Below are 1953 nucleotides of genomic sequence, written 5' to 3' on the forward strand. Positions count from 1 at the left end.
CTCCAGCTCCCGCTCCGGCTCCGGCTGCTGCCCCGGCACCGGCTCCCGCCCCGGCTCCGGATCCCGCCCCGGCTCCCGCTCCAGCACCGACACCGGCACCGGCACCGGCACCGGCACCAACTGCCGCTCCGGCATCGGTTCCGACTCCCGCTCCAACTGCCGCTCCGGCACCAGCTCCCGCTCCGACTCCAGCCCGGACTCCAGCCCCGGCTCCCGCTCCGACCCCGGCCCCGGCGTCCGCTCCGGACCCGGCGTCCGCTCCGACCCCGGCGTCCGGAGCGTCGGTCGCGCCTCCGTCGGTTCGTGGCGTCCAGGCCTCCGTACGGAGTGTCTGGGCGCGTGTTCTGGGTCTCCCCGCGGCCGACATCGGTCCGCATGACCGGTTCTTCGACCTCGGGGGCTCCTCCCTCAAGGCGATGGCCGTGCTCGGCGAGCTGGAGGACACCTTCTCCGTCGCCGTGGAGCCCCGTGTCCTGCGGGACCACGACACCGTGGCCGCGCTGGCCGGGCATGTGGCCGGTCTGCTCGCGGACAGAAGGGAGCACAGGGCCGAGACGGGCGCCGAAGAGCGCCTCGCCGAACCCGCACCCGCACCCGCACCCGCACCCGCACCCGGTGGTGGCGTCGCCGTGCTCGCGGCGTCCTGTCGTTTCCCCGGTGCCGAAACACCCGAAGGGTTCTGGGAGTTCCTCGTCTCCGGAGGCGACACCGCCGGGGGCGTACCCGAGGGCCGTTGGCGCGGCGCCCCGGAGCCGAACGCCCCCTCCGGCTCCTTCCTCACCGACCCGGCCGCCTTCGACGCCGGCTTCTTCGGCATGGACGACGAGGAGGCGCGCGCGACCGACCCGCAGGCGCGGGTCTTCCTCGAACTGGCCCACGAGGCGCTGGAACGCGCCGGGTACGCGGGCCCCCGGCGGACCGGCCGCAGGATCGGTGTGTTCGCGGCCGCCGGTGAGAGCGGATACCGCGAGGTCCTGGCCGAGGCCGCGGACGGTGATCTCGCCCGCCATCCGGCCGCGCTGACCGGCAACCTCCCCAACCTGATCGCCGCCCGCGTCTCCCAGGTACTGGACCTCGACGGCCCGGCCCTCGCCGTCGACACGGCGTGCTCGTCGGCCCTGGTCGCCCTGCACCTGGCCCGGCAGAGCCTGCTGTCCGGCGAGTGCGACCTCGCCGTGGTCGGCGGTGTCAACCTGGGTCTGACGCCGACCGGTCACCGCCTGCTCGAAGCGACGGGTGCGCTGTCCCCGACCGGCAGGTGCCGTGCGTTCGGCGCCGACGCCGACGGGTTCGTCCCCGGGGAAGGCGGCGCGGCCCTCGTCCTCGCCCGCCTCGACGACGCACGGGACGCGGGCGATCCGGTGCTCGCGCTCGTGCGCGGTACGGCGGTGAACAACGACGGGCGCTCGCTGAGCCTGCTCGCCCCCAACCCGCGTGGCCAGCGCGAGGTCCTGACCCGGGCCTACCGCGAGTGCGGAGTCGATCCGGACAGCGTGTCGTACGTCGAGGCGCACGGCACCGGCACCCCCGTCGGCGACCCCGTCGAGGCGCAGTCGCTCGGGCACGCCTTCCCGCCCCGTACCGACGGGACCCCGCGACGGCTCGGCTCGGTCAAGGCGAACCTGGGACACCTGCTCAACGCCGCCGGCATGCCCGGCCTGCTCAAGGTCGTCCTCGCGCTGGTCCACCGGCAGTTGCCGCCCTCCCCGCACAGCACCCCTCCCGCGCCCTTCCTCGAACGCGTCGCGCCCGGCTTCGCACTCGTCACCGAGCACCAGGAATGGCGCGACAAGGACCGGCCGCTGGTCGCGGGGGTGAACGCCTTCGGCTTCGGCGGCACCAACGCGCACGCCGTCCTGGAGGAGGCGCCGAGCCGCCACCAGCCTTCCCTTGCCCCTCCCCTCACCGCTTCCCTCACCCTGTCTTTGATACCCATCTGACGCTGCCGGTCAC

General features: G+C 74.8%; 1 pseudogene. It reads left to right on the plus strand.

The features are described from left to right. Nucleotides 1-320: 320 nt before the first annotated feature. Nucleotides 321-1877 (plus strand): annotated as a pseudogene (locus FNH08_RS49440) (beta-ketoacyl synthase N-terminal-like domain-containing protein); the annotation flags it as partial. Between the last annotated feature and the right edge of the window lie 76 nt (nt 1878-1953).

The organism is Streptomyces spongiae (assembly GCF_009377185.1).
GTDB lineage: Bacteria > Actinomycetota > Actinomycetes > Streptomycetales > Streptomycetaceae > Streptomyces > Streptomyces spongiae.